The following is a 25,539-nucleotide window of genomic DNA, read 5'->3' on the forward strand; positions in this document are numbered from 1 at the left end:
ATTACGTCGTGGTTGGGCAGATTTCCGCGGATCGCCGTTCGAGCGGCGGTATATCAGACGTCTCGAGACGTTCGACGATACCACACCGAGTCACCGATGGACGGCGGACGACCACTGCGGACGATTCGTGGCGTGTCTCGACGGCACGTCATGGCTCCCGGGACGTGGAACCACCGGGACGTGAGACCCGTGACCTCGAATCGACTGCAACGGGCATCGCTTCTGGGTACGGTCGTCTCGCCTCGTCGACCGTGCCAGCACGTGAGTTTCCCCTCGGGTCGATCGGGTTCATTCAGATCGGGATCGGGACGGCGGGTCGCGTGGATACGGGTGTAGTTGTATATCATAGCCGGACCGAGTAAAAACGTTCCGCCTAACACCGACTCCGTCGACATTGCCAGACGGGAGCAGGCGCGTGGCCGACGACCTCACGTTTATACTACCGGACAACAGTCAGTGACTACTCGATCGCGTCTCGACGGCTGTCGTCAGGACAGCGTCTCGAGTGCGATCGATGGCCACACCGTGTCGTCCGGCAGTATCACCCCTGGCTTTTTTCGTCGTTCGTCGGTTCGTCGGTTCGCTGGCGCTGCATGTTGACGCCCGTGGCGCGAGCGACGGCGACGAGAAACCCAAGTCCGCGCTGGACGTCCGGATCACGAAGCGCACGGAGGAGTCCGACTGGGCCGAGTCGCTCCGGTGGCGCGTCCGTGGCCGCTGCAGTGCCGACCCCGTCGAGGAGTGCCGTGACGCCGCTGACCGTGTCCGGATCCGCCGTCGTATCGGCGATTTCACCCAGCGAGCTTCCCAGTTCGCCGACCGACATGACGATGTCGTCGTCCATCGCGGCAGAGAGCAACGACGCCGCATTTGCGACTCCGACCAGCGTTTCGAGATCGCCGTCGGCCTCGAGTCGGGCGACCCGTTCCAGGCCAGCGGCCAGATCGTCGGCGTTGGCACCGACGGCGTCCGCCAGCCGAACCGTCTCCTCGGTCGCGATTCCGTCGACCGCTTCGCCGAGCGTCGCCGACGTCGCCGCCAGGTCCACGACCAGCCGGTCGTCGAGCGCCTCGCTCGCCAGTTCCGTCACGTCCAGCAGCTGATTGAGAAGCCCCACCCGGTGGATGAGGGCGGCGACCTCCTTGGGATTCTCGGCGATCGCGTCGACGAGCAGCTGGTCGATCTCGTCGTCTCCCGTGATCGTGTTCTCGGTCATGGTTCAGAGGAGTCCTCGAGCGGTCAGCCAGTAGGATTCGTTGTACGCGAGTTTCGCCCAGTGGACGAACCGCGACGGTGGCCGAACCACCGGTTGCTCGTCGTACCCGAACGAGACGAACGTCGCTTTCTCGAGTCCGGTCTCGACGAAACAGAGCGTCTTGCCGTCGTACCTGGCGGTCGGTGGATGCCCGCGAACCTCGCTCGCGATTCGGTCGGCGACGACGCCGGCCTGGTAGTGTGCGGCGCTGCCAGCCTTGCTCGTCGGCACGTCGGTGATGTCACCGATCGCGTAGACGTCGTCCGCGCGCGTCGCCTCCAGTGTGTGCCGGTCGACCTCGATCCACTCGTCGCCGAGGTCGGCACGACTGGCGAGGTCACTACCGGCGTGTGGCGGGATCGTCACGAGGAGATCGTACTCGAGCGTTCGCCCGTCCGTCGTGGCGACCGTCTGGCGGTCCGGATCGACGGCCTCGACCTCGAAGGACGTCTCGAGGCCGATCCCTCGCTCCTCGAACAGGGGCGTCACCCAGTCGGCGACCGACTCGAGACCGTGTGCTCGCTCGAGGGGGTAGGTGTACGTGATATCGATATCGTCTCGACAGCCGCGTTTCTGCAACCACTCGTCTGCGATGAGGGGAAACTCGATGGGGGCTGCCGGACACATGTGTGGCATCCCGATCGTACTCACGACCAGGTGTCCCGACGTGAACTCGGCCAGTTCGTCGCGGAGCCTCTCGGCACCCGCTGCGCTGTAGAAGTGGTGGCCCCCGTCGGTGAGTCCGTCGATCGTTTCCGGGACGAGCGTCGTCCCGGTCGCGACGACGAGATGGTCGTACGAGAGCGCCTCGTTTTCGCCCTCGAACGCCAGTCGCCTGGCGTCGGTATCGACGTCGACGACGCGATCGATGCGAAGGTCGACCCGCTGGTCGAGGAGTTCGCGGTTCGGACGACGGCTGTCGGCGACGTCCTTCCTGTTGAACGCGACGTACAGGAAGATCGGCTTGTACACGTGATCCGGAGAGTCCGTGACGAGCGTCAGGTCGACGTCGCCGGCGTCGAGCTCCTCGCGTAGTTCGGTCGCGAGTTTGTTCGCGACGACCGTCCCGCCGGTCCCACCGCCGACGATCACGATGCGTTGCTCGCGTCCAGTCTCACGATCACTCGACATACGTTGTCTCGGTCGCGACGACCGAGTTCGGACGAGACTGTCGGTTCTGTAGATCTGTCGCGTGCCCGCAACTCGAGTGCGAAAATGCCATAGCCAGTTGTGTCACCGTCTTTGGTGTCCGATACTTGGTTCGGCTAGCTAATAAAGCAGTTGTGCAAGTGACACATTTGCGCAAATTCGTGCGGCGATAGAGGAAGTGTTCAGGATGGGCTGTGAACCCGCGACTACAGACCGCGACTGTCCCGTAGCCTTCTCCCTCGGCCGCTCCGGTTCGTCTGTACTGACCACGCGGGCAGGGCGTACAACGAAACGGCACCACCGCCCAGAAAAGCGGCGTTTTCGTGTCGATCAGCGCCAGATGAGGTCCCAGGGACGCACCGACCGGGCACCGACTCGAGTGAGTGTCCGACGCTAGTCGTCCTGATACTCTTTTTTGAACCCACGGAACTCGGTGCGGTGGGCCTCCTCGTCGGCGAGCAGGGTCACGGCGAGGTCTTCGCTGACGGGATCGTTCGCCTCCGCTGCCGCGTCGACCAGTTCGCGGTACGTCTCGATCGCGTCGTCTTCGGCGTCGAGAACGCCGTCGATGACCGCGACGACGTCGGTCGTGTTCTCCGGTGGCTGGAGCGTCGCCTGGCGGGCGACGAACTCCTCGGATCCCGGCGGCCGTGCGTCCAGTTGCTTGAGTCGCTGTCCGAGCTGTTCGGCGTGGCCGAGTTCCTCCTGGACGTCCGCTTTGAGGCTCTCTTTGATCTCTTCTGCGTGGATCCCGTCGAGAACGATCGACAGGGTCTGGTAGTTCATCACCGTCTCGATTTCGTCGTTGTACGCCTGTTTGAGGAGGTCGACGACACGGTCGTTTGACATAGCACGTATCTTTCACATTGAGAATATATAATGTCGTCGCCATCTCTCTGGATCGTCGACCGTCACCCCATCTCACTCTCTCGTCGCTGGCCAGAATCCCGACGGTGACGCAGTCACGAACTTGATCCTCGAGTCACCGTCGATCCTGTCCGGGCGCAGGGCCGATTTGCTGACACAGCAAACCGCCGATTCCGCTTTACCTACCGAGTTCCGAAGGGAGCGTATGGACAGGCGCACATATCTTGCCTCGTTGAGCGTGACGGGTGCTGTCGCCGCTGCAGGCTGTCTCGAGTCGCTGCCCGGAACGGGGGGGAGCCAGACGGTCCTCGGGCCGCCGGAGGAGACTCGCGGCGATCCCGTCTATCCGATCCACGGCGAGGAGTTGCCGTCGTTCAGTCTGCCCGACCCGATCGCCGGCGAGGAAATCGCCTCGGAGCAGTTCGAGGACGAGCGAGCGATGCTGGTGACGTTTTTCTACACGTCGTGTCCCGACGGCGTGTGTCCGGCGCTGATGTTGCGTCTGCGCCGGGCACAGGAGGAGGCCGCGGCGGGCGGCTACGGCGACGACGTCGCGTTCCTCTCGATGACGTTCGACCCCGAACGCGACACGGCAGACGTACTTCGGTCGTACGCCACCCAGCGCGGGATCGACCTCGAGGCGGGCAACTGGCACTTCCTGCGCCCGGAGAGCTACGAGGACGGAACGGCGGTGCTCGAGGAGAAATTCGGGCTGGTCGTCGAGAAAGTCGACCCCGAGAACGTCGAGGGCCACGAGAATCACGGCAGCCTCGAGTACATGTTCAGTCACATCAGCCTGATCTTGCTGGTCAACGAGCGCGGAATCGTCGAGCGCGCCTACCAGAACGTGACGGCCCCCTCGGGCGTCCAGCCGTCGGAACTCGTCTCCGACCTCGAAACGGTGGTGAACGGGTAGTATGCGCCGCCGAGACGTCCTCGCTGGGATCGGCAGCCTGGGCGTGATCGGTGCCGCCGGCGTCCTCGCCACGCGCGGCCCCTCCGCCCTCGAGGTCGACGATCAGGGCAACGGAGGATCGGGAGACGAGTCCGCCGACCCGGCCGCGGCCGACCCACTCGAGATCGAGACGATCGACGCGCCAGGGAGCGAGGCGGGGACGATGCGCGTCCCCGGCGACGGGCTGATGCTGATCGACTTCTTCGCGACCTGGTGTACGATCTGTGAGTCACAGATGCCCCACCTCGCCGACGCGAGAGCGGAGGTCGACGACGACGTCGCGTTCCTGTCGGTGACGAACGAACCGGTCGGTCGGTCGCTCTCGCGCGAGGACGTCGCCGACTGGTGGGTCGAACACGACGGCAACTGGCCGGTCGGCCTCGATCCGACGGTCGAACTCGCCGAACGCTACGACGCCCTCCAGTACCCGACGACGATCATCATCGACGCCGACGGCGCGGTCCGGTGGTACAACACCGGTCGAAAGAGCGTCGACGACCTCCTCGAGGCCGTCGAGACCGCACGCGCGGAAACGGGGACGGAGGCATAACCGATGGTCGACGCGTCGATCACACCGACGCTGGCGTTCGCGTTCACCGCCGGCCTCGCGACGTTCTTCTCGCCGTGTGCGTACCCGCTGTTGCCGGGGTACGTTGGCTTTTACGTGAGCCAGACCGACGGCGAGGAAGCGTCGCTGGGGGGTGCGGTCTCGCGTGGGCTGATCGCGGGGACGGGCGTGCTCGCGACGTTTACGCTGCTTGCGGGCGTGACGTTCTGGGTCGGCCACGCGACGCTCTCGAACGTCGCCATCTTCGAGCCGATCGTCGGCGGCTTGCTCGTCGTCTTCGGCGTCCTCGTCGCCGTCGACCGGGCTCCCTCGCTCTCGGTGACGCTCCCGAAACGCCGCTCGAGCGTGGCCGGCTTCGGCGTCTTCGGGGCCGGCTACGCGCTCGCGGCGGCGGCCTGCGTCGCGCCGGTGTTCCTGGCGGTCGTCGGGCGGGCGATCTCGCTGTCGACGGCGGAGGCGGTGCTCGTGCTGGCGACGTACGCCGGTGCGATGGCGCTGTTGATGGTCTCTGTGACGGTCGCGACCGGGATGGGCCTGCTCGCCAGTGCGGGGAGTCTCGCGGCGTACGCGGGAACGATCAAGCGGATCGCCGGCGTCGTGATGGCGATCGCCGGCGTCGGCCAACTCTACGTCGCGTTCGTTCTCCCCTGACGGTCGTCGCTCTCGAGATCGATTATGAACGACTCTCGAACCCATTACACGAAATCGAGGAGAAAGCCCACGACTGTAGTCCTGTCTCTTACCCACAAGTTGCGTCACCAGTCTGCGAGCGATCCATCGGAGAGTGGCTCTCGAGATACCAGTGTTCAGCGCCTTTCGCCAGGTGAAATCCGTAATTGTGGATCCGAACGCAGTCGACTCGAATACTACGCTCCGTACCGAGCGTCGATCCCGTCTCTCTTCCTGTGGGTCTCGGCTCGTGCTCGCCCGCCTCGAGAGCCTCCGAAACGCCGCTTTCGCGAGACTCCGACGTATGGGTAAGAGACAGTGCTAAAGCCGTGGGTTTCCGCGCTGCCTCTGTATGAATTCTATGTAGGCAGTTTGGCTGAACGGTCGTTTCGTGACGTCGTTCCAACAGGAGTGGCAGTTGCTCCACGTGTGAACGAGGTCTACTGTCGCAGAAAAGCGGGAGCGATCGATCGATGCTGTCAGGCGGTGGGTGGTGTGACCGTCGCTAGAGGTCCTTCAGCGTGAACCACCAGTCGTAAGCGTCGTAGTCTTCTTCCTCGGCCTCCTCGAGTCGGGCCTCGGCGTCGGCAACGTTGGAGGGCGGGGAGAGCAGTGCCTTGTCGCCGAAGTTCTCGTTTTCGGGCCAGTCAGCGGGCAGGGCGACACCTTCCTCGTCGGAGGTCTGGAGGGCCTCGAGCGAGCGCAGGACTTCGTCGATGTCGCGGCCGATCTCCATCGGGTAGTAGAGGATGAGACGAAGCTTGCCCTCGGGGTCGACGATGAATACCGACCGGACGGTTGCGGTACCCTGGCCGGGGTGGATCATGCCGAGCGCTTCGGCGACGTCGCCGCTCTCGTCGGCGATGATCGGGAAGCCGATGTCTTCGTCGAGTTCCTCGTCGATCCACTCGGTCCACTTGATGTGCGAGTGGACGCGGTCGACCGACAGGCCGATCAGTTTGGCGTCGAGGTCTGCGAACTCCTCGCGGCGCTGCTCGAACGAGACGAACTCGGTCGTACAGACCGGCGTGAAGTCACCCGGGTGGCTGAACAGGACGAACCACTCGCCCTCGTAGTCGTCGGGCAGCGACTTCGTCCCGTGGGTCGTCTCTACTTCGAGGTCCGGGAACCGGTCCCCGAGCAGTGGCATTCCAGCGGATTTATCGGTGTCGTCAACTTCTGTATCCGACATTGCATCCTTAGTTACGTGAGTACAAAGTATAGTTCTGTCTAAGCAAGAATTTTCTTCGGGTACTTTTGTGGCTGGCCCGGTATTAGCAATATTTTCTGTGGCAACTGTGAGGTATTTCGCTCGACTGTCGACCTCAGAAGGCTGTCGACCGGCGTTTGCCGACGTGAGATGCAGCTAGCCTCGCCCGTCGATTCGAGTGACTCGACACAAAAGCTGTCCCTACTTTCAGGCGTCCGCCGTATCTCGACTGCAATGTCGACAGTCGACAGAATCTGAGCGATGGCTTGCTGGCTTCGGACAGTGTGGCTCGTACTGTCGGACAACACGGTTCGAACCTCGGTCACACGGGAGACGCTGTCGCCAGCGGCGACAGCCGTCGAGACGCGATCGAGTAGTCACTGACTGTTGTCCAGTAGTATCAGAGCAGATTCGTCGAGGCGACGGCGACGTCGGGCCTTTTCTCGATCAGAAAAAACGGATCGCTTTTCATATCCCCAGCAGAACGAACGGTCATCAGTGAGTGAGGAGTGCGATCTCTCGGCGGTGCTCGCTATTCTCGACGACGAGTACGCACGGTCGATCCTCACCGAAACGAGCGTCGAACCCATGTCTGCCAGCACACTGAGCGAGCGGTGTGACGCGTCCTTGCCGACGATTTATCGGCGAATCGACCGGCTCAAGGAGTGTCAGCTCATCACTGAAGAGACCGAACTCGCACCGGACGGGAATCACTACAGCGTCTACAGCGCGAACCTCGATCGACTGGAGCTCTCCCTTGGGGACGGAGAGTTTGCGTTCGAACTATCGTATCGTGAACAAGACGTCGCCGACAAGTTCACTGACATGTGGGAGGGAATGCGATGAGCCAGGGCGTCGTCCGTCTCGACGAGGCCACGATGTTCGAGCTGTTGACCGTGGTAAGTCTCTTTCTCGTCGCTCTTCTCGGGACGATCATCGCCTACCAGGCGTACCGTGGCTATCGGCGAAACGACGCAACGTCGATGCTCTATCTCGCGATCGGGTTACTCTTGCTCACCCTGTGTCCGTTTCTGATCAACATCGCGATCACCACGCTTGTCGCTCCAGCTCGGGTCGTTATCGTCTTCCTCGAGAACGTGAGTCGGCTGCTCGGACTGCTCGTGATCATGTACTCGCTTTACGGCCGTCACTGACCTCGCGTTTCGTCTGTCGCGTCGCTCGTCGTCGCTCGTCGAATCGTAAAACCGGTTCCGAACCAGTTGCCGAATCACCGTCAGGTGGGCCGAACGTCGCGGGGACCAACCGCGTGTCGACTCTCGCGAGTGGACTCGCGAAATCGGGTAGCGACGGTGAACGGTCGTCGGGCAACGATGCCCGCGTTCGGAGACCGTTCGGGATTGTCAGAGGCAGGGAACGACCGGGCCACAGTGACCGTCGGTGCTCCCTGACTGTCCCGTCTCACCGGACTGTAATAATCTCGTGAGGGTAGTTTCTGAGTCTGAAAAGACGCTGTCGACCGCCCGATATGGAAACACGTCGCAATATACACCCCATCGTACCGGCAATCTGTACTCGAGTGCAAATCGTAGCGGAAACCAAAGGTGTATGTTGGTCTCGCCGCTTCAAGTGAAATAGGATGACTGATGTGAGCGTTATTGGGTGCGGAAACATGGGAGGAGCCCTCCTGAAGGGCCTCTCCAGGGCCGGAAATCACACGCTGACGGCGTGCGATCTGGACCCGGACGCGCTCGAGTCGGTAGCCGAGTACTGTACGACGACGACGTCGGACCCCGACGTCGCGGCGGAGGCTGACGTCGTGGTCGTCGCCGTCAAGCCCGACATCGTCGGCGCCGTCCTCGAGGACCTCGACCTGACGGCAGAGCAGACGCTGGTTTCGATCGCCGCGGGCGTCTCGACTGACTACCTCGAGGAGCGAACCGACGCGACGGTCGTTCGGGTCATGCCGAACCTCGCAGCCGAGACGGGTAACATGGCGGCGGCCGTAACCGAACACAGCGTCGACGACGACGTCAGGGAACTGCTGGACGACGTCGGCGAGTTCGTCGAGATCGACGAGGCGCAGATGGACGTCGCGACGGCGGTCAACGGCAGCGGCCCCGCGTTCGTGTTCTATCTCCTGGACGCGATGAAGCAGGCTGGCGTCGAGGGTGGCCTCGACGACGAACAGGCCGAGACGCTGGCGGCACAGACGTTCAAGGGGGCCGCCGAGACGGTGTTGCGGTCCGACGAGAGCGTCGACGATCTGATCGACGCAGTCTGTTCACCGAAGGGGACGACCATCGAAGGAATGGAAGTGCTGTGGGACAGCGACGTCGACGAGGTGATCGTCGACGCGGTAGCCGCCGCCGAAGAGCGTTCGAAGGAACTGTCGACCGACGTCGGGGCCGTCACGCATGAGTAAGACGACCGAAATCGAACCCGAGGAAGCCGAGAAGGCGAGACAGCTCGCGGCCGACGCCGAGCGCGTGATCGTCAAGGCCGGGACGAACTCACTGACCGACGACGAGTCGAACCTCGACGACGGGAAACTCGACAAACTCGTCGACGACATCGCCGACCTCCTCGAGCGGGACAAAGACGTGATACTCGTCTCCTCGGGGTCGATCGGTGCAGGCGTGGGACGGATCGGCTACACCGGCGAGACCGTCGAGGAATCGCAGGCGCTGTCGACCGTCGGCCAGAGTCACCTGATGCGACGCTACACGGAGAGTTTCGAACGCTACGACCAGAAGGTCGCTCAGCTCTTGCTTACCCAGCACGACCTCGAGAACCCCGAGCGCTTTACGAATCTCCGGAACACGATCGAGACGCTACTCGAGTGGGACGTCGTCCCGATCATCAACGAAAACGACGCCGTCGCGACCGAGGAGATCCAGATCGGCGACAACGACATGCTCTCGTCGTCGGTCGCCATCGGGATCGACGTCGACCTGCTGGTCACACTCACCGACGTCGGCGGGGTGTATACCGGGAATCCGAAAGAAGACCCCGAGGCGGAACGCATCGACGCCGTCGGTCGCAACTACGACAAGGTCCAGGCGATCATCGACGAAAGTTCGAGTTCCCAGTTCGGCGGCATCCAGACGAAAGTTCAGGGGGCACGCGACGCAAGCGAGCACGGCATTCCGGCGATTATCGCCAGATCGACCGAGGACGACATCCTCGAGAAAATCGCTGCTGCCAAACCTGTGGGAACCGTATTCGTCCCCATCAACGGTGTCATCGATGACTGAGAAAACGACGGAAACCAAAGTCGACGAGGCACAGACCGCAGCACTCGAGCTGGCGAAACTCGACGACGACGAACGAAGCGCAGCCTTGCACGCGATCGCCGACGCGATCGACGAGCGCCACGAGGAGATCCTCGAGGCCAACGAGAAAGACGTCACCGAGGGCCAGCGGATGCTCGAGGAAGGCGAGTACACCCAGGCGCTCGTCGATCGCCTGAAGCTCTCGGAGTCGAAACTCGAGAGCATCACCGAGATGGTCCGGAGCGTCGCTGCCCAGGAGGACCCGCTCGGGAAGACGCTCACCTCGCGACGGCTCGACGAGGACCTCGAACTGTACAAGATCGCCGTCCCGATCGGCGTCATCGGCACGGTCTTCGAGTCCCGACCCGACGCGTTAGTCCAGATCGCCGCGCTCAGTCTCAAGTCCGGCAACGCCGTCATTCTGAAAGGCGGCAGCGAGGCGAGCCACTCCAACCGGGTGCTCTACGAGATCATCCGGGACGCGACCGCCGAGATGCCCGACGGCTGGGCACAGCTCATCGAAGCGCGCGAGGACGTCAACGCCTTGCTCGAGATGGACGACTCGATCGACCTGCTCATGCCGCGGGGCAGTTCCGGGTTCGTCAGCTACATCCAGGACAACACGAGCATTCCCGTGCTCGGTCACACCGAGGGCGTATGCCACGTCTACGTCGACGACGACGCCGACCTCGAGATGGCAACCGAGATCGCCTACGACGCGAAGGTGCAGTATCCGGCGGTCTGTAACGCCGTCGAGACGCTGCTGGTCCACGAGGACGTCGCCGAGGCGTTCCTGCCCGAAATCGCCGCCCGCTACGAGGAGGCGGGCGTCGAGATGCGCGGCGACGAGGCCTCGCGGGGGATCGTCGAGATGGAGGCGGCGACCGAAGACGACTGGTCGACCGAGTACGGTGACCTGATCCTCTCGATCAAGGTCGTCGACTCGCTCGAGGCCGCCGTCGATCACGTCAACGAGTACGGCTCGAAGCACACGGAGTCGATCGTGACCGACGACGCCGACCGGGCCAGTACCTTCATGCGGAGCATCGACTCGGCGAGCGTCTTCCACAACGCCTCCACGCGCTTTAGCGACGGCTACCGGTTCGGCCTCGGCGCAGAAGTTGGCATCAGTACCGGGAAGATCCACGCCAGAGGACCCGTCGGCCTCGAGGGCCTGACGACCTACAAGTACCACCTCGAGGGTGACGGACAGCTCGTCGGGACGTACGCCGGCGAGGACGCCGAGCCCTTCCTCCACGAGGAGTTCGAGGGCGACTGGAACCCCGGCCACCTGTCCGACGAGTAACGACTGTCGACGGCGATCCGTCGAGCAACCAGTCGTCCTGGAGCGCCGTTCTGGCGTTCAAAGGTGTCTTCGCACCGGATTTAGCCGAACAGGTCGCCGAGTCCCTCGCCGGAGACCTCCTCTTCTTCCTCCGGTTCCTCTTCCTCCTCGGCTTCTTCCTCCGCCGCTTCTTCTTCTGCCTCCTCGGCTTCCGCTTCTGCGGGAGCGGCGGGCGCGCCCGCAGCCGGGACGGCGGCGGTCTCGATCGCCTCGTCGATGTCGACGTCCTCGAGTGCCGCGACGAGCGCCCTCACCCGCGCGTCCTCGACCTCGACGTCCGCCGCCTCGAGTATCTCGGTCACGTTCTCCTCGGTCACGTCTCGATCCGCCTCGTGTAAGACCATCGCTGCGTATACGTACTCCATAGTTCTTCGACCGAATCGATCCGGCGACGACGCGCTCTCGCGCGCCCAACCGCACGGTCGATCCGGCTCACCGTTCGTCTCCACCGGGGACGTACATAGACCTTCCAGTCCGATCGCCCGGCCGTCGACGTCGGGACTCGTCGTGCCCACGCGGAATCAGCACGTGCTACACACGACAACACTTACCAACTAGTTCGAGGACATGTCTATTGATGCCATATAGCATGGAGACTGCAACGGCAACAGACCTGGCCGAACGAATCCGACGGCGGGACCTCTCCCCGGTCGACGTTGTCGACGCGACGCTCGAGCGCATCGACGACCGCGACGATCTGAACGCGTTCGTGACCGTCCTCGAGGACGACGCCCGAGAGCGCGCTCGAGAACTCGAGGCGGAACTCGACGATGGCGGGCCGGTCGGTCCCCTCCACGGCGTGCCGATCGCGATCAAGGACCTCTTCGATTTCAAGGCGGGCGTGCGAAACACGATGGGGTCCGTCCCGTTCGCGGACTTCGTCCCCGAGCAGTCGGCGACGTACGTCGAACGGCTAGAAGCGGCCGGCGCGATCGTCGTCGGGAAGACCAACACGCCCGAAATGGGCCACAAGGGGATCACGGACAACGAGGTCGTCGGCCCGACGAGCACCCCGTTCGACCTCGATCGCAACGCTGGCGGCTCCTCCGGCGGCTCGGCCGCGGCAGTCGCCGACGGGATGGTACCGATCGCACAGGGGTCGGACGGCGGCGGCTCGATCCGAATTCCGGCGTCCTTTTGCGGTGTGTACGGATTCAAGGCGTCGTTCGGTCGAGTCGCCCAGGCGATTCGACCCGACGCCTTTCTTTCGCATACGCCGTTCATCCACGCCGGCCCGCTCACGCGCACCGTCGAAGATGCGGCGCTGATGCTCGAGGCCATGGTTGGACCCCATCCGCGGGATCCACTGAGCATCCCCGACGAGGGGACCGACTTCCGGGGCGCGGTCACGCGCGGCATCGACGACTTCGAGATCGCGTACAGTCCCGACTTCGACGTCTTCCCGATCGACGATCGGGTGCGAGACGTCGTCGACGACGCCGTGAGCGACCTCGAGGCGACCGGTGCGAACGTCGACGAGGTCGAACTCGGACTCGAGGTCGATCACCGCGAACTCGCCGACCTGTGGCTGCGAGAGATCGGCTCGCTGTATCACTCGGCCGTCGAGGGGTTCAAAGCCGACGGCATGGACCTCCTCGCCGACCATCGCGACGAGTTGACGCGCGAGTTCGCGTCACTCCTGGAGGACACGGCCGATTTGACGATGCTCGATCTCAAACGCGACGATCACGTCCGGACTCGTATTTACGATCACGTCCAGGACGTCTTCGCGGAGTACGACCTGCTCGTCACCCCGACGCTCGCGGTGCCGCCCGTCGAGAACGCGGGTCCTGACGAGGGGAGTACGCTCGGTCCGACGGAGATCGACGGGGAAGACGTCGAGCCGCTGATCGGCTGGTGTCTCACGCATCCGATCAACTTCACCGGCCACCCCGCCGCGTCGGTCCCGGCCGGGCTGACGTCCGACGGGCTTCCGGTCGGCCTCCAGCTCGTCGGTGACCGGTTCGCTGACGAGGACGTGTTCGCGGCCAGTGGTGCCATCGAACGCGTTCGTCCCTGGGCGGAGACGTACCCGCCGCGATGACCGAACGCGTACACGCCGGCCGACCGTCGGTACTGTAGTGATATCTGGTACCAGCACCCACATACTTATGCGACGTCGCGTCGATCTGTCAACCCTGTGAGCCACGATGACAACTGAAACAACCCTGGAACACCACCTCGAGGCGTTCGGCGAACAGGACCTCTCGGCGGTTATGGAAGACTACACCGACGAATCGACGATCGTGACCAATCAGGGCGTCTTCCGCGGACTCGAGGAGATCGAAGGGCTATTCGAGAACCTGTTCGCGGAGTTCTCCCAGTCCGGAACGACGATGTCCATCGACGAACAGCTCGTCGAAGGCGAATTCGGCTACATCGTCTGGAACGCCGAAACGCCGGAGAACGTCTACGAGTTCGCGACCGACACGTTCCACATTCCCGACGACGAGATCGTCTTTCAGACGTTCGCCGCAGACATCACGCCGAAGTAGCTACCGACGGCAGAAGCGATGTACCTGCCGGTTACTGCTCGTTCGAATCCCCTGTGGGGGTTTGTCCGTCTCGTTTCGGTGATGGCGTCGCAGGACTCCGAAAACTCGAGGTGGGTGTGAAACAGCCTGGTCTACCTATTGCACCTATTCTATCTATTTTATCTATTATATCTATTATATCTTGGTTGTCGCAGGACGCCCACAAATCCAGGACGGGATCGAAACGGCTGCTGAAGTCCGTTCGTCGGGATTTCCGGCTGGAAGAATCGGCCGCGTACGATGATAGACGAGTCGACAGTTGGTCTCGCGTCGATGTAGTCACCAGAGACGCCAGGACCGATGTCCGCGCACTCGGATCACGCGACCGGCTCGGCCTCGAGGTCGCTCGAGAGAGCTCCGGTCTCGTGGCCCTCAAAAGAGCACGAGCGCTCGTTTGGAGCTCTCGAGGTCGACGGTTCCGCTCGGTGATGGACGCCGAAACGTCTCGAACGGCCTGAGCCCGGAGTGATTCACGCGGTCACTTCGTCTGCGGCGAAGTGCTCGCGGAGTTTGTCTTCGTCTTCCGGTGAAAGATTCGTCTCCAGGAGTTCGGGACTGTAGGGTTCGAGTTCGTCGATGACGCGGTCCCGCTGGACGTCACTCACGAGCATGAACAGCGCAGACTCACCCGGGTCGATCGTCTCGCCGACTTCTTTGATGAACGAATCGTCGATACCGATGTCGGCGAACTTCCCACCCAACGCGCCGGACACTGCGCCGACTGCCATCCCCAGCACAGGTGCAAGGAAGATTAGCCCGATGAGCAGGCCCCAGAACGCACCGCCGAGGGCGCCCGTACCGACGAGACTCTGTGCCTGTTTCACGTTCGTTTTGCCCTCCTCGTCTCGGACCACGACGGCGGCGTCGTCCATCGTGATTAACTCCTGTTTTTGCAATTCGAAGAGCTTGTCCCGCACCTCGAGTGCGCCGGACTGATTATCGAACGCCAGTACGATGAGTTTCTTCATTGGCATCTCCACGAAAATGCCCACCGAGGACTGAAAAGTAGCTTTCTGGTACTGACGGCGAATGTCGTGCCAGTTGATATATAAAATTCTATATAATTGCGTGAACCGCCTCGGGATCAAGCCCCGAGACACTCGGCCTGCTTTTTCTGTAGATCGACTCGTGAAGCACAAAAATGAATTCGGAAGCAGCGGCCTGCCGCCCCATCCGACGCGCTAGAACGTGACGATTCACTCGGCGAAGAACGAGCCATGATTTACAATCGAGCCGCCCGATATCACGGATATGAGCCCCTCTCCTCGCCTTCCGGATGCGTTGACCGTCAGCCGATTTCTCGCCGGACTCGCCGTCGTGCTGGCTACCCTGGCGGCTATCGTCCTCCTGGTTCCTCGCCCGCTGGCTGACGCGTTCTTCGCGGCGTGGGTGCTCTTCGCCGTCGTCCTCGCTGTGGTCGGGGCGCTTGGCGCATGGACACGCCGGACCGCTCTCGTATGGGTTACAGCGCTACTACTCGCTGGACTGTCCATCGTCGGGATGTGGTCGCTCGGCCCCTTCGTCGCCCCGGCTTCGCTCGCGCTGCTCGGAGCTGCAGTTGCGTCACTTTGGACGGCTCCCCGACCGGGAGTACACGAGGCGATTCTCGACAACCCGCCGTCCGTGTTGGAAGCCGTGCTCAAAACGCTGGCAGGTGTGGTCCTCGTGGTGGTGGGTATCGGACTCGTCTACGATGGGGCGATCGTCAGGGAGCTATTCGCGAGAGGTTGTTCCAGCGAAACGCTTTCCTGTATGCTCGCAGCGACCCGGTGGGATGCTGTTGGCCTCTCACTGCTCGGGTTGGCAGGGATCGGAAGCGGCGGCTGGTTGGTCTGGAAGCAGGTGGCTATCGGCCGGGTGCTCGCGTCGAACGTGGCCGGATCGGCTTTCCGGGAGTGATCGACCTGTTGCCGCACAACTCCTCGATGACGTTTCGTGTGTGGAAACAGGAAGCCACTGCCTCATAGAACGAGCGGCGCTAGCCGCGAGTGAGTAGGCAGAGGTAGGTCACGACGACCGCTCCGCTCTCCAGCGATCGATGACGTCGGCGATCGGTTCCTCGGGTTTCACGCCGCCAGTGTTCGCCGCAAGTCCCGTCGTTTCGAGCATCTGCACAACCTCGGAATCTGCCCCCGCAAAACGGAGGTCGATTCCGCGTGAGTCGAGTTTCTGTTGCAGTTCCTCCAACATCTGTGCGGCCTCGAAGTCGACCGTTGGCGACGATGTGAGATCGAAGACGACCAGTTCGACGTCGGCGTCGCGTTTTGCGAGCCGATCGAGGAGGTCGGTCCGAACCGTTTCCGCGTTCGCGTAGAACAGCTCGGCTTCGACACGGTAGACGAACGCGTCACTGCTGGTCGTCGCCGCCGGGTACAGGTCGAGAGCGACGAAATGGTCCGTCCCGCCGATTTGACCGAGTTCGTGTGTCGACGGACGGCTGACTCGAGAAATCGCGACCAGCAACGAGAGGACGACGCCGACGAAGACACCCCAGAGCATCCCGACCGTGAGGACTCCGAGCAGGGCCGACATCGCGATGGCGAACTCGCTCTTGCTCACGTGGTACAGTTGGCGGAGTGCGCTCGTGTCGATAAGGCCCGTGACGGCGACGATAACGATCGCTGCGAGAATCGTTTCTGGGAGATTCGTGAACACGCCGGTGAGAAAGAGCAAGACGACGACGAGAACGAGCGCGACGACGGCGTTCGTGAGTTGAGTCTTGCCGCCGACGGCGTCGTTGAGTGCCGACCGAGACATGCTGCCACCGACAGCGAATCCGCCACCGAGACCAGCAGCGAGGTTGGCGACGCCATCGGCCAGCAGCTCCTGATTCGCATCGGTTCGATAGTCGTGGCGTCTGGCGAACGTCTCGACTGCACCGATACCCTGGACGTACGAGAGAAGGAACAACGCGGCGGCGACGGGGACGAGAGAAGCCAGTGTCGAAATACTGGGAATCGCCGGAACCGTCAACGTGGGGAGACCGCTCGGAATCGACCCGACGATGTCGACACCGCGGGCCTGGAGATTCGTAATCGACATGAGCACGATCGAGAGAACGACGACGACGAGTGCGTTCGGTGCACGTGGCAAGTACCGTTCTCCGAGCACGAGCAACACGATGCCAGCACCGCCGACGGCCAGCGTCTCGGGGTTCGTCTCAGCAAAATGGGTTCCGACGTACCATATTCGCCCGAAGAACGTTTGTCCGAAGAAGGTGTCCGACGTGCTGCTCTCGATGCCGAACAGTTTCCCAAGTTGCGTTGACATTATATACAGCGCCGCTCCGGCGGAAAACCCCGTAAGCACCGATCCCGAGATGAAGTGGACGAGAAATCCTAACCGAAATGCCCACGCGATAACTGCGAAGACACCGACGAGGATCGTCGTCACGATGACAAGTGACGCGTACGAGGCGGTGTTCCCGCCAGCGACTGCCCCGACACCACTCTCGAGCAGGATCGCCAGCGCCGAGGTCGGTCCGACGATGACTTGCCGAGAAGTGCCAAGAAAAAAGTAGACGGTGACGGCCAGCAACCCGGCGTACAAACCGGTCTCCGGTGGCAAGTTCGCCAGCGACGCGTACGCCAACCCCTCGGGAACGACTGACGCTGCGACGGTGATTCCCGCGACGACGTCCAGACGGAGCCACGACGTGTCGTACCGCGGAAGCCACTTCAGCACCGGCAGAACCGACGAAAATCGTCGGCTGATTCGTTCTTTGAGGCGTTCTGTTGACATCGAAATTCACCACCTGGTCGTGGTAACTATCGCTGTTGGTGGGTGTTGCTGTTGGTGGGTGTTCTGGCCTGGGACGTCTCCGTGGGCGCTGGCACTATCGGCGCTCATCGCCAGTAATCCGGCGACGCCCGTCCCTCGAAGCACGGATCGGCGTGTTGCCTGCCGGCAATTCCGATTCAGCAGTCGTGTCATGTGTCTCATCACATGCGCTCGTACTTTTTGAGTGTCCAGCGCCAACCGTTGGGTCCGACTCGAACAACCGTACATTACCGTCTCATTTGACCTCCTCCCCCGCGTGAACGCGGTGGAATCCCGAGCGTTGGGATATTAGGGTTTGCGCGTCACTCGGCGGTTGCTCGCGGTTGGAATCCGTAAGTCCGGCTGAAGTGAATGACGCGAGGCTGGGCCAAACAGCCGTTACCGCTATCCCCGAGTGGGGGAGTCACGGTTAGCGTTTCCTGTCTGATGTTATCGGCTCCATTCACGTCGCCATGCGCGACGACGCCACAACGGTCGCACTTCCACAGGCCACGCTCAACACGACTATCCCGGTCTTTGTGGCCACAGACACTACACGACGACGACGTACCGCGTTCGTCCGGCATCTCCACCGCAATTCCACGCTCACGGGCTTTGTAGTCGATGAGGTTCAGCAGCCGCTTGTACGCCCAGTTATCGAGCCGCTTGTTGCCGTGCCTGCCCCAATCATCGTCATCAACACCGCTCGGGTCACCGACAACAAGTGTGCCTACGTCGTGGTTGACGCATCGTTCGACGATGTCTTTCGACAGGGCGTGCAGGAAGTGGTCTTTCCGCCGGGCACGCTTTTCACGCGCCCACTGTGCCTTCTGACTGGGGCCGTGGTCACCTGCAGTCTGGTATTCTGCCTGCTGGAAGTAGTGCTTGTCTTCACGCAACGTGTTGCCTGGATAGAGCAGGGCGTCGTCAGGGAACGCGACGGCGGCAGGATTACAAATACCAAGGTCGACACCTGCCGTGTTCTCGCCGGGTGACGCTGCGTTGATTTCCACTTCACAGACGACGTGCAACTCCCATCGGCCTTTTGCAGTGGTGTAGACAGCACGCACTTGTCGAATGTTCTCCACTTCGACTTCTGGTGGAGCCTGGTACTCACAGAGGATGAAGTCGCGTCCGTCTTTGTGGTTTTTGCCTTTGCTCAGGCGGATTCGGTCGTGTTTCGTGTCGTGGCGGATGCCGTTCTTCTTCCACGTCACCGTCGAGCGCGGATGTTCTTCGTGGACTCTGTTGCCGTCGTCGTCGTAGTAGTTCTGTTTGCGGTAGCCCGGTGGGTTGTCCCGGTCGTCGTCGGAGCCGAACCACGAACTGAACGCTCCAGAAAGTTCTTCTAAAACGTTCTGGCTGGACTGGCTATGCAGTCCCGTGTATTTGGGGTGGGTTTTCAGCTCGCGTTTGAGTTCGTTTTCGTCGGGGATTGTGCCGGTTTCGTCCCACTGTTGGCGGGCGTAGTAGTTCGCAACGTTCAAGAGTTTGGATGCTGACCATCCGTGTCTATCAAGCGCATCAGCCACTTGCGAGTGGTTCTGGATGCGGCAGACGTAGGTACGGCGTGTCGTCAACATCCGGTGCTTGTTGTTATGAAATCGTGTTATTTAATAGCTATGGCCATTGGTCTTTAGCTAAGCCTCAGCAGCCGGTTGGATGGTAGTAGCGAGCTGTTCTTGCAGGATTGGTCGTTGCCTGTGGATCTTCTGAGCGTCTTCGATCAGTCGTTGTAGCAGTGGCGGCGGTGAGTAGGCGAGATACTCTCTCAGTTCGCGGAGGATGAGCTGGGCGTGCGACCGAAAGGTCGCCGCCCAGCGTTCCGGCGGAAACACGATCCCATCATCAGCGTGCTCTATGACCAGACCGAGTAAATCACGACTCACGACCAAGGATAACAACGCTGCGTACAGCAGAATCTCTACGATGTGCTTCTTCGTCGTGTCGAACTCGTCCAGTTCGTACTGCGTCTTCAGTTCACGGAACAACAGCTCTACTTCCCATCTACATCGGTAGATCGTCGCTAGATCGGCCGGGAGAAACTCTTCCCGAGAAAGGTTCGTGATGTACAGATGGTAGTCGTCGGCGTCCTCGTTGCGGACGCCGACGACGCGGAACCGTTTCGTATCACGTGACTGCGTGCCCGCGTACTCTCGTCGGTCAAACTCGACCTCGACTTCCACGTCGATGTACTTCCGGGAGAGATCATCCACGATGTCGAAGATCTTCTCGCCTTCTAAGGGAATGGCGCGGCCGCGCCATTCCCGTAATTCCTCCGTTACAACCGGGTTCGCGCTCTTTTTCAGTCGGCTCACGAAGTAGCCGTCGTTCTCGTCGATCAACGCGAACCGCCGGTACTTGAAATAGGCGAGGTCGAAGATCGCTAGCCGTCCTTCCAGCCACGATCCTGTGTTAAACAACGTGCTGTCGTGCGTTTTCTCGTCTGTGACGTTGAAATGTTCGACTGTCTGGTCAGTGACGTTGTGGAGCAGGTGGAGCTTCGCTCCAGCCTGCTCCTCGTGACGTGCTTTGTACGCTTCAGAGAGCAACTCGTGCAACCGCAGGACGGTTCCATCAGCGATCATCACGTCTCGAAACCGGTCGAACTCATCAGAGACGGTGTGAGGGACAGCGACCTCGTCGAACCCGTATTCGACGAGGTCGCGGAGGTACTCTGCGAGCGTCGGAGTCAACCGCTGGTAGAAGCCGCCCGGAGAAAGTGACTCGTCAGCGGTAGAGTTGTAGGTACGTCTGAAGGCCGCAAGCGTTCGGCTTTCGCCTGCGGCGAAGCCGAACGCAAACGACCAGACAAGTGGCGGGAGCTGAAGCTTCCCCTCGCGCTCGACCACGCCGACGGCATCGGCGTGGTCTTCGAGCGCTTCAGAGGGAAGGAGGTTAGTGAGACGGCGTTCAATGTGACGTGAGGAGGTTTCGGTGTGCACAGCTGTCACCTCCTCATTCCTTCCGAAAAGCAACTCCGATAAGCCGCCGCTGTCATGCGGTTCTTGGCTTAGCTAAAGACGGATGTAGCTATGGCATATCCTGCCGTGGTGTAACTGGTGGATTGTTCGTCGGAGTGTCGGCTTCATCACCCGCCTGTTCATACTGTCAGCCAAAAATACCTCAAAGAAGAATACGTTACTCCGATATGACCTCTCTCGACAACGTCTCTACCGAAGACCTCCGCCAGGTCTTGGCGGAGGTCGAGGGAAAAAAGCCGTCACAACGGCTCATGGCGGCGATCAATTACCTTGAAGAAGACGGTGCAACGCTACAAGAGGTCGCTGAACGCTATGGATACACTGCTGGCTGGCTCTCGCGGTGGCTTGATCGACTCGAACGGCTCGCCGACGAGCCGTTCGAGGAGGTCGTCTACGACGAGCACCGTTCAGGAAGGCCCTCAAAACTCTCCGACAAAGAGCATGAACAGTTCGTTGAAGCGCTTCACAAGTCTCCAGAGGAAGTTGGACTTGACGCGCCTGCGTGGTCCGTTCCACTAGCTCGTCACTATCTCGCCGAGGAATTCGACGTTGAGTACAGTGAGCGTCACGTTCGACGATTGATGACCGAGGCCGGGCTGTCCTGGAAGACAGCCCGGCCGGAGTTTCACAAATCCGATGAGAGAGCACAGGAAGCATGGCAAGACGGGTTCAAAAAAAGCGCGACAACCTGGACGACGAATACACGATCTTAGCCATTGATCAGACGCGACAGGTTCTCTCGACACTGATTCACGCATGGTTTCCCAAGGGTGAGCGCCCGTCACCGGGAGTGACGGGCGCGTGGGACAGCATCAAACTTCTCGGTGCAGTCAGCGATACTGATGAGACGTTCTTTCTCCCCTGCGAGGAGAACTTCAACAGCGACACGACGATTCGTCTTCTGGACGCTCTCCAGACCGAGTTCGGCGAGAAAATCTGCGTTGTCCTCGACAACGCCTCGTATTTCACGGCGAACAGAGTCCAAGAGTTCGTTGAAGGTACTCCGATCGAACTGTGTTACCTTCCGCGGGGTTCACCAGAGCTGAACCCCGCGGAAGAGTGCTGGCGACAACTCGATCAATCACTCGGCAACCGCCTATTCGAAACGCTTGACGAACTTCGTGATGCTGCTCTCTGTGCACTGGACGAGATCAACGTGCCAGATGTCTTTACGTACTTATGTCCGTGAGTATCAGCCACGATAATTTTCGAGTGTATCGACCGGTGCGATCACGATTCCGTCGTTCGTCTCGTGTATCGAGACGTCGATTCCATACACATCACGGATATCTTTCGCTGTGAGTTCACTGGGTGGCCCCTGTGTATGGACGCCTCCCTCACCGAGCAGGACGATCCAGTCACTGTATCGAACTGCGAGCGTCAGATCGTGCATCGCGTGAAGGATGGCGAGCCCATCCGGTGCCTCTTTCCGCAGAAGCGAAAGGACTTCGACCTCGTGACGGATGTCGAGGTTACTCGTCGGCTCGTCCAAGACCAGGGCCCGCGGTTCCTGGGCGAGCACCCGTGCAAGAATCACCTTCTGATGTTGCCCACCGCTGAGTGAATTGACGTCTCGCATCGCTAAGTCGGCGAGATCTAATCGATTCAGCAGTGTTGCGACGACTTGCCGGTCACGGGTGCGTGGGCGGGCCCCGAAGTGTGGTTTCCGTCCCATAAGCACTGTCTGGAACACCGTCCGTGGGAAGTTCGTCGGTTCGCTCTGTGGCACGTATCCGACGTTGCGCGCGAGTGCATCACGGTCGAACGAACGGACCGGACGGTCGCCGATCGTCACTTCACCAGCGAGCGGGTCGAGGAGCCCAACTGCACATTTGAGGAGTGTGCTTTTGCCGACGCCGTTCGGGCCCAACAACCCAACGACGTCACCGGCGTGGACATCTACCGACACGTCGGAGATCACCTCCGCGCCATCGTATCCTGCGGCAACAGTATCGTATGATATCGTCGGTGTGGCCGACGAATCAGCTTGTTTTCGGATCACCAGTACTCCCTCCCTCGGAGAATCAAGTAGAGAAACAGGGGGACACCGACGAACGACGTGACGATACCGACTGGAAGAACGATCGGCGAGATGACGGTCCGTGCGATGGTGTCTGCAGAAAGAAGAAGTGCTCCTCCAGCGACCGTCGACGCCGGGATGAGCGTTCGCTCTTCACCGCCGATAACTCGTCTGATGATATGCGGTACGACCAGACCGACGAAACCGATTATCCCGAACATCGCAACGACGACGGCCGTAACGAACGAAGCGAAAACCATCCCGGCCAGACGGGTCCGCTGGACTGGGACGCCGAGACTGCGAGCCGTTTCGTCGCCCGCGTTCAATACTGTGTACGCCCACGCACGCTGCGTGAAGTATCCGGTCACGAGAATTACGGTGATCCAGAGCAGCAAGTTAAACTGCCACGTTGCCCCACTTACATCGCCAAATTTCCAGTAGACGAGTGCTGCGAGTTCAGTGTTCGTGGCGAAATACTCGAGACTGGTCGTCCCTGCTGTGAATAGCGAGGCGAGTGCGATCCCTGTCAGGATCAGTGTTTCAGGCGTTGCGCGCTTGTACTTCGCAACGAGGTAAATTGCCCCTGTTGACGTGAGTGCGCCGACGAACGCCAGCACAGAGGTAAGATACGGGTCCACGACCGAAAGGATCGGTCCGCTCCCGCTGGTCGTCCCCGTTCCAAGCACGACGATCGAAAAGGCGGCCCCGAAGGCCGCCCCCTGGGAAATGCCGAGTGTATACGGCGAGGCGAGCGGGTTTCGAAGGACGCTCTGAAGAACCGTCCCTGCCACGGCCAACCCGGCCCCAGCACCGACCGCAGCAACGATTCGCGGAAGCCGAATATTCCACACGACTTGATATTCCACTCCCCGCTCTTGTCCGGAGAGGACAGAGAGAAATTCGGAGATCGAGATCTCGATCGGCCCCGTGATGGTAGCGTACACCCACACAGAGACGAGGATGGCGATCACGCCGGTGATAACGGTGAGTTTCTCTCGGTGTCGTTTTTGATGCTGGTCTAGCAGCTTTGATCGGGCGAGATCGTCGTCATCCGGATTCCCATCCGAAACGTCGACAGACCACCCCTCCGTCGATGTACCACCATCTCCCTGTGCAGGTGACTTCCCTTGCATCTGTCGGCAGTTATCCCTCGAGTCGGCTGAAGCCCTGGCCGTATGTTTCAGCTAGCTGTTCGTATACGGGAGCCCCGACGAACGTTTCGTAGATTCTGTCAGCCCTGGCAACCGGATCGACGTCACTGAACCGGTCCGGGTACAGTACACTACCAACGTAGTATGCGTTAGCAAGTGTCGTTCCAAAGTTGATGGAGTATTCTCGAACTGGGAATAGTGTATACACGTCACCGTTCTCGATCGCGGTAACTGACTCGTACTGTGGTTCCGAGAGTTCGTCGTAGGCTACCGTCCCCATATCGACGAACAGATAGCTCGGATCCTGGTCGATAATTTCTTCGGGGTCGATATCGATACGGGCGGCCCCCTTCGTTTCCGTGAGTGGCCCCGTTAGAGTACTGGCGACGTTGTTCGCGTTCACAAACGTGAACGGGGTGTACAGCGGTTGCGTACGTGTGAGCCCGTGATTTCCGCGGCCAAGATAGCCGACGTACGTGGACAGACGCTCCTCCTCGGGAATATCACGGGTTCGTTCGTCGAGATCGTTGATCACGTCAGTCGTGTACGTTCGCAGTTCAGAGGCCGCATCGCTCCGGCCAGTGATCGTCCCGAGCAGATCTAATGAATCGAAGAAGAGTGATCGGTGCTCTTCGTTAATATCTCCTGGCTGAATAACGACGACGGGAATGCCTGTCTGACTCTGTAAGGTATTCGCGTCACCTTCGTCGGCCCACGCCCAGAAGATCACGTCTGGGTTCTGTTGTAGAAGCAACTCCGCATCGGGGCTGTTTCGGGATCCTACTGATGGTAATTCGGAGAGTGACGGGTTGGCGTGGATATACGGACGAAATGGCCGCTTCTCGTTTGTCGTCTCGATCTCTTCGACGCCGACGACGTCGTCCTCCGCCCCGATATACGTAAGCAGTCGGAGTGCCCCGGACCCGACACCGATCACACTCTCGACCGAACTGGGAACTTCGACCGTACGACCGACCAGATCCTCGATGGTCTGGGTCGAAGTGGATTCTGTGGTCGTCCCCGTCGAGTCTGATGACTCCGTCGTCTCCGTCGGGTCTGATGACTCTGGAGTGTTCTCGTTGCACCCTGCGAACGTCGTGATGCCCCCAGCTGCCACCGCCATCTGGATAAATCGTCTTCGAGAACGATGTTTCGACATAGATACATTGATTTATAATTGTAGGCAATAAAACTTCTTGTGACTGTACATAGACAGCGTGGATCGAACCCCGTAATTTCGGAGTCGACGATTCTCGTCGGAATCGACGATACAGATACACTCGAGAGCGAGTATGGGACTGGGAAAATTAGCCGGCTTCTCGGGGATCACCTCGACGAACGGATCTCGAATCTTCGATGGGTCGGTAGCGTACGCCAACAGTTACTCCTCGACCCACGAGTCCCCTATACGACCCACAATAGCTCTGCTACCCTCGTCTGCGAAGGTCCGAAGACAGTCCCACGCCACACTATCGTCGAAATCGCGTCGAACTTCATCGAAGAGATCGCAGCAGACGGGTCCGATCCCGGGATCTGTGTCGGTCGTACGTTCGAAGTTAACAAAGCGGTACAGGACTTTGGAATCACTGCAGGGAATGAACTGGTCGAAGAGCAACAGGCGTACGATCTGGCTGATGAATCGGGTCTCTTTCTCGAGGAGTATGGCGGTACCGGAGAAGGCGTTATCGGTGCACTGGCAGGCGTCGGTCGTACCGCTAGCCGAGAATATGGGCGGTTCATCGAGTACGGGAAGATCCGCACCTACAGCGGAACTGTAACAGTGACACAACTTCGATCGGATGGAATTGACGTCCAGAGTCCCGCGGGAGCCGAGATCGAA

24 protein-coding genes are annotated in these 25,539 nt (G+C 60.9%); 12 read left to right on the forward strand and 12 right to left on the reverse strand.

The features are described from left to right. Positions 1-541 precede the first annotated feature (541 nt). From MU558_RS21530 to MU558_RS21540, 3 genes are all read right to left on the reverse strand, one after another. Positions 542-1,216 (reverse strand): helical membrane plugin domain-containing protein, encoded by a 675-nt coding sequence (locus tag MU558_RS21530; protein WP_246975423.1) that lies wholly within the window; start codon positions 1,214-1,216, stop codon positions 542-544. Positions 1,217-1,219: 3 nt separating this feature from the next. Continuing rightward, on the reverse strand, positions 1,220-2,386 hold the full coding sequence (locus MU558_RS21535) for an NAD(P)/FAD-dependent oxidoreductase (RefSeq protein WP_246975425.1): 1,167 nt from the start codon (positions 2,384-2,386) through the stop codon (positions 1,220-1,222). A 411-nt stretch (positions 2,387-2,797) separates the two neighbouring features. Then, the gene (locus MU558_RS21540) at positions 2,798-3,253 is read right to left on the reverse strand and encodes a ferritin-like domain-containing protein (RefSeq protein WP_246975427.1); all 456 of its coding nucleotides are present in this window, start codon (positions 3,251-3,253) and stop codon (positions 2,798-2,800) included. 223 nt (positions 3,254-3,476) lie between these two features. Between MU558_RS21540 and MU558_RS21545 the strand changes: the two genes are divergently transcribed. From MU558_RS21545 to MU558_RS21555, 3 genes are read left to right on the forward strand one after another with little or no spacing between them, the layout of a single operon-like run. Next, complete coding sequence (locus MU558_RS21545) at positions 3,477-4,187, forward strand: SCO family protein (RefSeq protein WP_246975429.1); 711 nt, start codon at positions 3,477-3,479, stop codon at positions 4,185-4,187. Between the two features lies 1 nt (position 4,188). Then, positions 4,189-4,776, forward strand: coding sequence for a TlpA family protein disulfide reductase (locus MU558_RS21550; protein ID WP_246975430.1), 588 nt, complete (start codon positions 4,189-4,191; stop codon positions 4,774-4,776). Positions 4,777-4,779: 3 nt separating this feature from the next. Beyond that, a complete protein-coding gene (locus tag MU558_RS21555; protein ID WP_246975431.1) occupies positions 4,780-5,445 on the forward strand; it encodes a cytochrome c biogenesis CcdA family protein in 666 nt (221 codons plus the stop codon). A gap of 523 nt (positions 5,446-5,968) precedes the next feature. Here MU558_RS21555 and MU558_RS21560 read toward each other — a convergent pair. Further along, complete coding sequence (locus MU558_RS21560) at positions 5,969-6,655, reverse strand: peroxiredoxin (RefSeq protein WP_246975433.1); 687 nt, start codon at positions 6,653-6,655, stop codon at positions 5,969-5,971. 516 nt (positions 6,656-7,171) lie between these two features. Between MU558_RS21560 and MU558_RS21565 the strand changes: the two genes are divergently transcribed. The 5 genes from MU558_RS21565 (at position 7,172) to MU558_RS21585 (ending at position 11,212) form a co-directional block, all read left to right on the forward strand. Continuing rightward, positions 7,172-7,519 (forward strand): winged helix-turn-helix domain-containing protein, encoded by a 348-nt coding sequence (locus MU558_RS21565; protein WP_246975435.1) that lies wholly within the window; start codon positions 7,172-7,174, stop codon positions 7,517-7,519. After that, positions 7,516-7,827: a DUF7521 family protein gene (locus tag MU558_RS21570; protein ID WP_246975436.1), complete on the forward strand. Its 312-nt coding sequence runs from the start codon at positions 7,516-7,518 to the stop codon at positions 7,825-7,827. The genes MU558_RS21565 and MU558_RS21570 overlap by 4 nt, the downstream gene beginning before the upstream one ends. A 443-nt stretch (positions 7,828-8,270) precedes the next feature. Beyond that, positions 8,271-9,056 (forward strand): pyrroline-5-carboxylate reductase, encoded by a 786-nt coding sequence (proC, locus tag MU558_RS21575; RefSeq protein ID WP_265781590.1) that lies wholly within the window; start codon positions 8,271-8,273, stop codon positions 9,054-9,056. Next, the gene (proB, locus tag MU558_RS21580) at positions 9,049-9,888 is read left to right on the forward strand and encodes a glutamate 5-kinase (protein WP_246975440.1); all 840 of its coding nucleotides are present in this window, start codon (positions 9,049-9,051) and stop codon (positions 9,886-9,888) included. Before proC ends, proB begins: the two co-directional genes overlap by 8 nt. Next, positions 9,881-11,212 (forward strand): glutamate-5-semialdehyde dehydrogenase, encoded by a 1,332-nt coding sequence (locus tag MU558_RS21585; RefSeq protein ID WP_246975442.1) that lies wholly within the window; start codon positions 9,881-9,883, stop codon positions 11,210-11,212. Before proB ends, MU558_RS21585 begins: the two co-directional genes overlap by 8 nt. A gap of 80 nt (positions 11,213-11,292) precedes the next feature. On the opposite strand, the gene rpl12p is transcribed toward MU558_RS21585, so the two are convergent. After that, positions 11,293-11,616, reverse strand: a complete 324-nt coding sequence (gene rpl12p, locus MU558_RS21590; RefSeq protein WP_246975444.1) for a 50S ribosomal protein P1 — start codon at positions 11,614-11,616, stop codon at positions 11,293-11,295. Positions 11,617-11,828: 212 nt separating this feature from the next. On the opposite strand from rpl12p, the gene MU558_RS21595 reads away from it, so the two are divergent. Both MU558_RS21595 and MU558_RS21600 read left to right on the forward strand, forming a co-directional pair. Further along, positions 11,829-13,295, forward strand: a complete 1,467-nt coding sequence (locus MU558_RS21595; protein WP_246975446.1) for an amidase — start codon at positions 11,829-11,831, stop codon at positions 13,293-13,295. A gap of 106 nt (positions 13,296-13,401) precedes the next feature. Further along, positions 13,402-13,746, forward strand: a complete 345-nt coding sequence (locus MU558_RS21600; RefSeq protein WP_246975448.1) for a nuclear transport factor 2 family protein — start codon at positions 13,402-13,404, stop codon at positions 13,744-13,746. A 509-nt stretch (positions 13,747-14,255) separates the two neighbouring features. On the opposite strand, the gene MU558_RS21605 is transcribed toward MU558_RS21600, so the two are convergent. After that, positions 14,256-14,753, reverse strand: a complete 498-nt coding sequence (locus MU558_RS21605) for a DUF1269 domain-containing protein (RefSeq protein ID WP_246975449.1) — start codon at positions 14,751-14,753, stop codon at positions 14,256-14,258. A 283-nt stretch (positions 14,754-15,036) separates the two neighbouring features. On the opposite strand from MU558_RS21605, the gene MU558_RS21610 reads away from it, so the two are divergent. Then, entirely contained in the window at positions 15,037-15,684 is a 648-nt protein-coding gene (locus tag MU558_RS21610) for a hypothetical protein (protein WP_246975451.1), read from the forward strand. 108 nt (positions 15,685-15,792) lie between these two features. Here the strand turns inward: MU558_RS21610 and MU558_RS21615 are convergent, their stop codons facing one another. The 3 genes from MU558_RS21615 to MU558_RS21625 all read right to left on the reverse strand — a co-directional run bounded on the left by MU558_RS21615 (position 15,793) and on the right by MU558_RS21625 (position 20,489). After that, positions 15,793-17,526, reverse strand: a complete 1,734-nt coding sequence (locus tag MU558_RS21615; RefSeq protein ID WP_246975453.1) for a SulP family inorganic anion transporter — start codon at positions 17,524-17,526, stop codon at positions 15,793-15,795. A 341-nt stretch (positions 17,527-17,867) separates the two neighbouring features. Beyond that, positions 17,868-19,127 (reverse strand): RNA-guided endonuclease InsQ/TnpB family protein, encoded by a 1,260-nt coding sequence (locus tag MU558_RS21620; protein WP_246975455.1) that lies wholly within the window; start codon positions 19,125-19,127, stop codon positions 17,868-17,870. A gap of 57 nt (positions 19,128-19,184) precedes the next feature. After that, positions 19,185-20,489: an IS4 family transposase gene (locus tag MU558_RS21625; protein WP_425607621.1), complete on the reverse strand. Its 1,305-nt coding sequence runs from the start codon at positions 20,487-20,489 to the stop codon at positions 19,185-19,187. 206 nt (positions 20,490-20,695) lie between these two features. Between MU558_RS21625 and MU558_RS21630 the strand changes: the two genes are divergently transcribed. Next, positions 20,696-21,717, forward strand: a protein-coding gene (locus MU558_RS21630) for an IS630 family transposase (protein ID WP_425607631.1) whose coding sequence is annotated in 2 segments (ribosomal slippage) — positions 20,696-21,200 and positions 21,200-21,717 — 1,023 coding nt in all. Because the reading frame shifts where the segments join, the coding sequence is not laid out codon by codon here. Positions 21,718-21,720: 3 nt separating this feature from the next. Here the strand turns inward: MU558_RS21630 and MU558_RS21635 are convergent. The 3 genes from MU558_RS21635 to MU558_RS21645 form a co-directional block, all read right to left on the reverse strand. Then, complete coding sequence (locus MU558_RS21635) at positions 21,721-22,437, reverse strand: ABC transporter ATP-binding protein (RefSeq protein WP_246975459.1); 717 nt, start codon at positions 22,435-22,437, stop codon at positions 21,721-21,723. A gap of 89 nt (positions 22,438-22,526) precedes the next feature. Beyond that, entirely contained in the window at positions 22,527-23,681 is a 1,155-nt protein-coding gene (locus tag MU558_RS21640; protein ID WP_246975461.1) for a FecCD family ABC transporter permease, read from the reverse strand. Between the two features lie 10 nt (positions 23,682-23,691). After that, entirely contained in the window at positions 23,692-24,636 is a 945-nt protein-coding gene (locus tag MU558_RS21645; RefSeq protein WP_246975463.1) for an ABC transporter substrate-binding protein, read from the reverse strand. Positions 24,637-25,539 lie beyond the last annotated feature (903 nt).

This window comes from Natribaculum luteum, assembly GCF_023008545.1.
In the GTDB taxonomy this organism is placed as follows: domain Archaea; phylum Halobacteriota; class Halobacteria; order Halobacteriales; family Natrialbaceae; genus Natribaculum; species Natribaculum luteum.